Source organism: Allobaculum fili, assembly GCF_020969955.1.
Taxonomy (GTDB): Bacteria; Bacillota_I; Bacilli_A; order Erysipelotrichales; family Erysipelotrichaceae; genus Allobaculum; species Allobaculum fili.
In genome coordinates, this window is sequence record NZ_JAHDSX010000026.1 from 24,865 (window position 1) to 34,522 (window position 9,658).

Consider the following 9,658-nt stretch of genomic DNA (forward strand, 5'->3'; position numbering starts at 1 on the left):
AGATAAGCGGGTTTGAATGTCAATTCGTCTTTCCTCTGGCGGGAAAATATCGCCATCCTCATGATGTGTTTTTTCAGCTGTAAAGAAACGATCGCATAAGAAAAGCAGAGTCCGCCTTGGATAATTCCAAGAGGCATGGACTCTGCTTCATTTTTTTGTTCCGAATGGAGACTTTACTTCGCCATCAGAAAAAGACAGGTCTGGGACGCAGGGATCTGCGATCCAGTCATCAGCTTTATCTGGTTTCAATCGGCTTACTTCAGGCCGTCCAGCTTTTTGGAGTCGGGTGTAAAGCGAAGGGCAAGCAGGGACGCATGAAGGGCTTTGGCCTGCGCGTTGATGTGCGCCTGATCGAGCGCCTTGTTGACAAGGGCTTTAGCACTGGCAAGATCCTGCGCGAACGTGCCTTTGGATGCATCCGTTACTTCATTCAGATCAATCGTTTCAGCCGTTTTGATCAGCAGATTGAGCTGAGTGTAGTCCAGGACAGCCGGCGTTTCGCCGAGCATGGCCAGACGCGCATTGCGGATGGCTGCGGCCGCATTGTCGATCTGCAGCTGGGTTACGGTGTTCTGGGCATTGCTCAGTACATCTTTTTTCAGCGCGGATCCGGTTTCAATTGCGGTGATCCAGGCGGCTTTCTTCGCCGCGTCGACCGAATCGAGGCGAACGTTTGGAAAGGTTTCGATTTCTGCGGTGAGCATAGTGAGATCGAGGTTCGTTGCCTGCATCTGCGGCATGGTCATTTCGAGCTTGCAGTCCGCAAAGTCCGCGTGACCGTCCCAGTTGTTGGACGGCTGCGTGGCATTGAGTGTGATCTGGGTAACGCCATCGAGCGGTACGCTGAATTCTTTAAGCGGTGTGGTACCGGTCATGGAACCCGAATTGAAGGCTTCCTTCGAGCCGGTAAGAATCTTAAAGGTGATATTGGCGTAAATCGAATTGTGCTTCGTGTAGTCGACGCCGACGGCTCCCCTGAGTGCGGAATACGTATTGGCCGGGATACTGAAGATGATGTTTGTGTTGACGTGCGATCCGATGCCTTTTTCGTATTTTCTGCCGTTCTGCTCTTCATCGCAAAGGGTAATGGCAGCTCCGCTTGAAGCCTTGTCCTTTTGAATCGTGTCGTAGCCGACGGTCGAATTTTCGGACCAGGTCAGATCGGACAGATAGGCGGCCATTTCAAAGTCCATCGTTGAAGAATGACTTTCGGTTCCGTCTTTGGAAAGCACGAACACTTTGACCTGATGGCTGTTTTCAAAGAGAGAAACGTTCAGACTTGCTGATCCGGTACCGATTATACGGCTTACTCCGTCATCGAGAATGACGGTCGCATCGGGATCCATCGCCTGCGCACGGACTTCAAAGTTCGATTTGGAAATCGTCTGGGCATACGTTTCGGCCATTGGATCAGAGACGGTTTTGCCGTCCACGCTCAGCGCGTACAGATCGGCGTTAGCGGGATCGGCGGCGTACAGTGTATACCTTTCCACGGCTCTGGAAATGCCGTCAGCGGCAAGCACTTTGACGATCAGCTCATTGACGCCCGGCTTGATCTCGCCAAGCAGCGAATGACCCTGCGCATCGAAGGCGAGTTCTTTTCCGTTGAGATACGCCTGACGGCCTGCGCCCATATACGCGGCGCTCAGTACCGCTGTGCTTTCATCGGAAACGACATTCGGTTCTTCTTTGGAAAGAACGGCATCGCCCAGTTTCACGGACGTTACCTGTGCAGTCGTATCGGGTGCGTAAAGAATATGAACAAGTTTCTTGTCCAGGTTGATGCCGTCTTCGGCATGGCTGGCCACGATAAAGGAGTTCATGCCGGTTTTGAGCGTAACGCTGGCCGAGAGAGTTTGGCCCGCTTGTGCCGTTGCGAGCGCAGCCGGATTGAGGGCGCTGTACAGCGAAAGGGAAGCTGTATCGTCGCTTGCAGCCGAGATCGTCATCGTATTGGACCCTGTCCAGGTCATGACGCTGTTGGCGCTGAAGGCTTCATCATTGACCTTCAGATCCTTAATGGCACAGCGGCTGTCTTTGGCCTGTTCAATGTTCAGCGTTACCGGCGTAGAACCATCCGCATTGGCAATTGTCCACTCGGTTTTGCCGGAGAGACTGAGAACGGCCGAAGCGGTCGTCTGTGCTGTACCATCCAGTTTCCATCCGGAAGCGGCGCCTTCGACGCGGATTTCGGCTTTTTCGCCGATGGCCGGAAGCGCAATCGATGCCGAATCCGGAGCAGTGCCCGAAGCGGTCCAGACGGTTTGACCATTGACCTGAATGGAGCGGATGGAAGAGGAAGCCGGCGTCGTAACGGAACATTCGGCTGTCGCTTTCGGCTCTGCGGGAATGCCCCAGGCCGACGTCAGGTAAACGGTCGCAGTAAGTTTGCCAGGCTGTGCAGGCGTATACGTCGTACTGTCGCAGAGCGTTTGCGAGAGAATCTTGCCTTCGTCGTTTTTGAGCGTCCAGAGAACCTGCGCGCTGCTCTGTCCGCCATCCGGATTGGTCGCGTCATAGCTTACGCTTACTGGACTGCCGGCTTCTGCAGTTTCTGCCGAAAGCTGTACGTTAGAAAGAACAGGTGTCGCGGCATTTCCATGTTCAAAGGAAACGGAGGTCTCCTCATTCAGATCGCTGAGAGTTGTTGTATTGGCTTTGAAGCGGAAGTCCTTGAAAGTAACAGTTTTGCCGCGGGGATTTGTATGCCAGCCCGCAAAGCCGATGCGTACGCTTTTGCCCGTTAACATCGTAGCGGAAAGATCGCGAACGGAAGTGTACGTCTTGCCGTCTGCGCTCCAGTACGTGTGTACAGTGTTTCCTTCCTTGACAAAAGCCAGCCAGGCATCGGAAAGGGCGTTCTGTGCGGCATTGTCTCCAAGCTCGGTTGCGCTGCCGCCGGTTTCCGAGACGGTCGCAATGCCGTCGTAATGGGACTTCTTGCCAAGCGAGAGGTAGTTGTCCGCGTCACCAAAGACGAGGAAGCTTGCGGTATCCCACTGTCCGCTTTCCCGAATCGGAAGACCGGTGACATGAACGGAAGTTGCAAAATTTTCCGTGTCTGCGGGGATATCGTAAAGAATCAGGTTTTTAACCGAGTTGTTTTCCTCATACAAGTCGCCCTTTTCGAGTGCGATCGTCGCTTCGGTTTCGTTCAAAGTGAGATTCGTATTCGAATTCGTTACGGAGATGCCCGGAGTAAGGGAGGCGGATTTTCCGGTGTTTACCAGAACGATGCGCGAATCCGAACCGGAAGCGCTGGAGGCGATGACTTTGTAAATGCCGCTCTGGGCGTTAAGCTCGCCTGCGCTTGTGATCGAGGCCTGATCCGTGGCAGTTCCATCGAGTGCCGTAACCGACCAGGTGACGGTTTCGCCTTCCGGTGTCTTAGCCGTAAAGTTCGATGCAGCGCCGACTACGGTGTTGTCCTTCTGATCGATCGTGACGGCAGAACCGGTCGTGCTTTCCGAAATTGTCACTTCGATCGGATCGGAATAGAGCAGCGAATGATCCCATTTTGTCCAGGCGTATACCTGAGTCGTACCAGCGGATACGCCGGTGATGTTTCCAGAATCATCCACGGAAGCGATCGCGGGATCGGCGGACAGATAATGAATGGCGCCTGCAGAAGCTGAAGCTGCTCCGGGTTTGGACGTCGTCAGCGTAACCGCATCGTTGGTAATGTGAATCTGATCTTCCGGGGTGTTGTCGCGATAGGCGTACAGTTTCTGGCCGTTGTCGTACGTATTCGAGTCGATGACTACGTTTTTCGACTTGGCGAACTCGTACATGTTTTCCGTATTGCCCGTGCGGGAAGATCCGCTAAGCGTGACGGATGACTGCGTGCTGGCTCCGGCAGCAAGACGGATGTGCTTGCTGAGGTCGCCGATTGTGAAGGCAAGATCCGGGTTGGTTCGCAAAATCGTGTTGTTTCGAATCGTCAGATTTTCAACGCTTTCGGCTTTCACGACGGTATCGGAATCCATGTGGAACGTATTGCCTTCGATCGTGATGTTTTTATGAATTGGATTTTCATAGCCCGGCAGTCCGCCGTTTTTGGTTACCGGATGAATATAGATTGCGGAACGGTATTCCCAGCCGCGTTCGCCGGAATCCTTAATGTAGAACGTGTTGTTTCGAATGGTCATGTCGCGGATCGGACCGGATTCATACCACTGATCGGAGTCGTTGGACAGGAAGATCGTAGCCATCGACGTGTTGTAGAACGTGTTGTTTTCGATCAGCGTTTTCTTGCGCGTCGTGCACAAAATGGCACGGGCTGCCAGGTCGCGGAACGTATTGTTTCGGATCGTGACTTCCGGGGTGTACGTAATGTTTTCCGCAACGTATTTCGGTTCGGATCCGATCTTATCGGTCAGATAGGAAGGCAGTTCTTCATCAAATTCAATGACCATCGTCTTGAGATCGTTGCCGTCTTCGCCTGGATTGGAGATGACGTTTTTAACGGTATAGACCGTTTCGTTATCCGCCGACTGAAGCAGGTCGCGAGAGAAGAATTGAACCTGGTCGCCGACATGAAACTGCGGAAAGCCGCCCTGCTGGGCATGAATGTACTTGAGCTGGAGCCTGTGGTCGTCCAGTTTCTGCTCAACGCGGGTGAAGGTTCCGTGAATGTTGATCGGATCATCGTGCAAAGCCGCAAACCGGCAGTTTTCAATGACGAGCTTGCCGGCGGCACCGGAAGCGTGAATGCCGTCCGCGTAGCTCGCGACGATATGACCGGAATTGGCTCTGGGTTCCATGGAACATTCATAGAAATAGACGTCTTTGGCCATCTGGAGCAGCCAGCCAAACCCGTGCATGTAATGGACATGCACTTTGCGCGCGGTAACGTTTTCGGATTCCCAGATCAGGGCACCGGCGGTTTCACGAACCGCAGCGGAGTTGAACTGCAGGGTCATGCCGACTTTCTGCATGGACGGACGGGAAGAGTTATAGACGAATTTCAGAATGGTTCCGTCGGTTCCTTCCACCGGCGTAATCGAGGTTACGTTATTGAACGGGTTTTCGGCATTCGTGCCAAAGCGGCGGGTAAATTCGCCAGTCGCGTCGGTCGCGGAAATCGCGTACGTATTTTCGTGAATGCCGGTTTTCGTCCAGTACGTCTTTCCGGTATAGGGAGAGGGTTCGCTCGTCCAGCGGAACGTGGTTCCGTCGATCTGATACGGGAAGCACTTGGGAACGTAAAATTCCGTGACATCCTTGCCGTTTTCGCTGTACATGCGCGAAACGGTCATTTCGGATGTGGTTGGTACCGCAAAATCCCAGGAGAAGTCATGCAGGGTAATGTTTTTGGAATGAGTGACCGCAAGAGCCATCATGTTGCCGTGCATCATGAAAAGCGATCCGTTGCCCTCGAGAGTCAGATCCTGCTGATCTTCAATGAGAATGCCGATTGTCTTGGTCGGATAGTCGGTGGAACTCGTATTGGACGTGTGAATTTCACGTGTCGCCGCAAAGTCCCTGTAAATCTGGTATTCGCCCTTTTCAAAGGAAACCGTAACCGGCTTTCCGGACGTTTCCCGCAGTTCTTTTGCGGCGGCAAGTGCTTTTTGAATCGCCTGCGTCGAGTCTTTCGTACCGGTTGGATCCGCACCAAAATCGGAAGCGTGAATGACCTGCGCTTCATCGCTGTCGTTGGCGTAAAGCGGGAGGATCAGGCTTTCACTTAACGGCAGCACCGTACTGGCGGCTACAGAGCTCAATAACCCGAGCGAAAGCATCAGGCGTCCTGGTCGTTTCATAAGTTTTTCCTTTCTTTTCTTTGCAGGCAAAAAAACAGCCTGCTTTTTTCATTTTTTTCTCTTTTTTGCCGGCTGGATACAGCCGACGATCGTTTACGCTGATTTGCGCAGCGTCTGTATTTTGGCAGGCTAGACTGACTCTTGAAAAAGCAGAAAAGCCAGTGCAGCATCTGAATGTTCATTGAGCGTGAACGGTTTTTCCTTGAAACTATGGATATGTAGGCCCGAATGTGAACCGTGTCAAGCTGGGGAGAAGAGACTTTCTTTTTTGCCCGAAAAGAAGCCGCTTGTGCGGGGAAACAAACTGTATTTTCATACAAACGCTTACATTTCCTATTCATCTTCTATGGTTTTTGGCGGTTCGTCAAACCAATTTTTAAGACGAATGCTTAAAAAAGGCGAGTGCCGCTGATGCCCAAAAGAGAGCAGGAAAGAAAGAAAAGCGCCCGGAATTGGACGCTTTTCCAAGAGTTCAAAGGGGGATTTGTATCTCTGGATTTCCTGCAGGGCAGATCGGAAAGGCGATCGCCTGGAAATCAGTGCAGAGAGGCAAGAAGCGTTTCGTCGGGAAGCAGACGAACTTCAAGCCATGCCTGGTTGAGTGCTTTGGCGGCCTGATTAATTTCTTCCTGACTGTTCGGATTATCAAATACGGCTTCAGCGCTGGTCAGCTGGGCATTCAGTGCCTGCACGGCTTCGCCTTCGCCAAACGCGGATGTATCTTCCGGGATCGCGTCGATTGTGGTTTTCAGAACGGTTTTGTCGAGGAGGATCTCTGGCGCTGTGATATCGAATTTATCCATCTGCGGAGCCTTGTTTGGCCCAGCTGCAATTTTCAGAACGCCGGCGCCTGGTTTGAGGACGGTCAGCGTAAAAGTTTTCGTATGGGTCGCGCTTGGGCTATCCGCACCGGCCGTAACGGAACCGGATGCGATTTTTCCACTAGCTTCCGACCAGGCGATTGCGTTGGCGTTCGCGCCGGAACGATAGGAAAGCGTAAAGGTGTAGTCGCCCGTCTGCTCGGCCACGTACGGAATTTCGATGTAGTCGTTTTCGTTGCAGGAGTCGACGTATTTTCCGTTGCTTGCCCAGTCGGCCTGCGCAACGTTCAGCTTCCACTGCTCATCCGCTGCGCCGGTGTTGGTAAGAATGGCGTGTTCGGCTTCGAGCGTGGCCTGCTTGCCGTTGGTCGGGAAGACGAACGGATTGGCTTCGGTATAGTTTTCAAAGTTCGATTCGGTATCGAGAATGGTAATCGCGGCTTTGGAGTTGAAGCCGAGAATCATGTCGGGATCGGCACTCGTCAGTTCAACGCTGAACTGCAGGTTTCCGGTCTTATTCGTGTTGCGGCGGGTAACCACGGTAACGTTCTTTTCCATTTCATCCTGCGCAAAGTGCACCTGATGAATCAGTTCGGTGTTGAAGTCATCCTGGATGGCGGTACCCGGGTTTGGCGAGAAGGTCACATCGACTGGAGCCGTTCCGCCTGTGCGGACGAGCTTAACCTGAAGCGTTTCGTTTTCGCCCATCGTATAGGCAGCCTGTTCGATGCCGACCATGCCCTTGTTTTCGTTGTTGATCGAATAGAAGGCTTCGATGCCAGTCGCGCTCGTTTTCGGCGTGATTTTTACGGTGTGCGTGCCGGGTTCTAACGTATCGGTTTCAAAAAGAATCTGGCCGACTTTACGCGGAGACTTGGACATGTTGATCGTAACGGCGGGCTTTCCGTCTACTTCGACATCGGCGGTTCCATGTCCGGGATCGAGGGTGCCGACGATGCAGCCTTTGGTTCCGGTGAACGTCCAGGTCATTGTGGCGCCGCTGCCGGCGTTGACCCATTTGTTCGTGTTGTTCGTATACTGCATGCCGGTTTCGGCGTTCCAGCTGCCAGTAGTCGTTACGCTTGGGCTGGTGACATCCGTCACGATCATGCCGGTCGGAGCGCCTCCGTTTTTTTCCATGTCTTCGTTGAGCTTATAGGCACCGATTTCACTGAGAACCGGAGTTTTTCCATCGGGCGTCGAAACGGTGATTTTCAGTTTCTGCGTACGAAAGGGCGTGGAGCGGATCAGGCGTTTTGGACCGACGGTTACGCCGGATTCGAGCGTGTTCCAGTCACCGCTGGCGTTCTGGTATTCCACCTCATAGTGATTGATGCGCTGGCCGTACTGAATGGCTTCTTCCAGGCTGACGCAGTCCATCTCGCGGGTTTCGCCAAAATCGATCAGCAAGGTACCCGATGATGTACCGTCACAGGTCGACCAGACACTCTGATCGTCTTCATCGACAAGCAGATCCGGAGAATAGCTGGTCGAATTGCCGCGGACATTGTCGGCTTTTAACGTTACGCCCTCGGCCTGCATCAGGTTGTTGTCGAAGGAATCGCGGATCATCTGGCCAAATTCCAGCGTGCGCGTGTTAATGGCTTCATCGAGCGCGCCCTTGTCGTTCAACGGAATGTTCAGCAGCAGGGTAGCGCCATGACCGACGGAGCCGAAATACATATTGGAAAGATCGGCAAGGCTCTTTGGCGTTTTCTTGGAGTTGCCCCAGAACCAGCCGGAGGTAATGCGCGCGTCGGCTTCCGGAACGGCCCACTGGTTGCCGTTTTCAAAACCGAGAGAATAGCCGCCGCTCTTGTTGTCGCTCATCGTGTTGTGCTCGCGGTCGACATTGACTTTGGACCAGGTATCCTGGCCGGCGTAGCCGTTTTCGTTGCCGATCCAGCGTACGGTCGTATAGGATTCCGCCCCAAAGAGCATACAGTCGGCGTCAAAGCCGGCTTCCACGCCTTCGTTTTTCTGGATGGTCGCAAACCAGCGCTGAAAATCGTATTCCTGCGCGTTGGCGCCAGATCCTTTGGCGCCGTCCATCCACACTTCGACGAAGTGGCCGTTGTTTCCATATTTATCGCTGCCCAGAATTTCTTCGAGCTGATTGTTGTAGTAGTCGTTGTAGTCGAGGACGTCGTTTTCTTCCGTGGTCGGATTGCCGTTGGCGTCCTTATAGCCGTAGCTGGGATCGTGAATGTCCCATGGCGAGAGGTACAGACCCATATCGAGGTCGTATTTCGTGCAGGCAGCCGACAGGTCGGCGAGCACATCGCCCTGTCCGTTTTTGTAGCCGGCTGTCGCGCAGTTATAGGTTGAATAGGCGGTGTTCCAGATGCAGAAGCCGTCATGGTGCTTCGCGGTGACGATCAGCTTTTTAAAGCCGGCGTCCTTGAGCGTTTTTACAAAGTTATCCGCATCGACATCACGGTCCAGGCGGAAAATATCCGACGGCGCGCGATTGCCGTAGCTTTCGCCCCATTCAATTTCATTGAACGTATTGGGTCCAAAGTGGCAGAAGGCAGCCAGTTCATCTTTCTGATAGCGGAACTGGTTGGCGTTGGGAAGTACATCGTCTTTAGCGGGTGCAGCCGTTTCGGTATCGCTCAGATTTGCGGATCCGATCCAGGTTTCTTCATCGCCCGCAGCCAGCAGCTGGAAAGGGGAGCAGAGCAGACTGGCCGAGGAAGCCGCCGCAAGCATCCAGGCGGTACAGCGTTTCGAAAATTTCATAAGCATCATTCCTTTTTTCTCAGTCAGAGGGGAGTGTGCTTTCTCATTTGCCCGAAGGAAGAAGACCCGGCAAATGCGTGCCCGGCAGACCAAATGCTTCTTCGTGGAGAAAGCGCTTTCCAGTTTAAGCTTACCATGAAGTGTACCCCATGTCAAGGACACGATAATTAGAGAGAACCCTTTGTTCGGACACGTTATCCCTATTATCTGTTTGTCTGTTGTTTGAGCAGGATTTGTGAACAAATCCGATGAAGCGATGCGCTCAGAGTTTTTCTGAAGCGCTCCTTTACAGAGGGTTGCCCCCTGGTACACTGCTGAGCCTTCAGCTGA

2 protein-coding genes are annotated in these 9,658 nt (G+C 53.1%); both read right to left on the reverse strand.

From position 1 onward, the window contains the following. Nucleotides 1-254: 254 nt before the first annotated feature. Entirely contained in the window at nucleotides 255-5,765 is a 5,511-nt protein-coding gene (locus tag Afil_RS06995) for an NPCBM/NEW2 domain-containing protein (RefSeq protein ID WP_230267856.1), read from the reverse strand. 536 nt (nucleotides 5,766-6,301) lie between these two features. Continuing rightward, entirely contained in the window at nucleotides 6,302-9,328 is a 3,027-nt protein-coding gene (locus Afil_RS07000; RefSeq protein WP_230267857.1) for an alpha-L-fucosidase, read from the reverse strand. Nucleotides 9,329-9,658 lie beyond the last annotated feature (330 nt).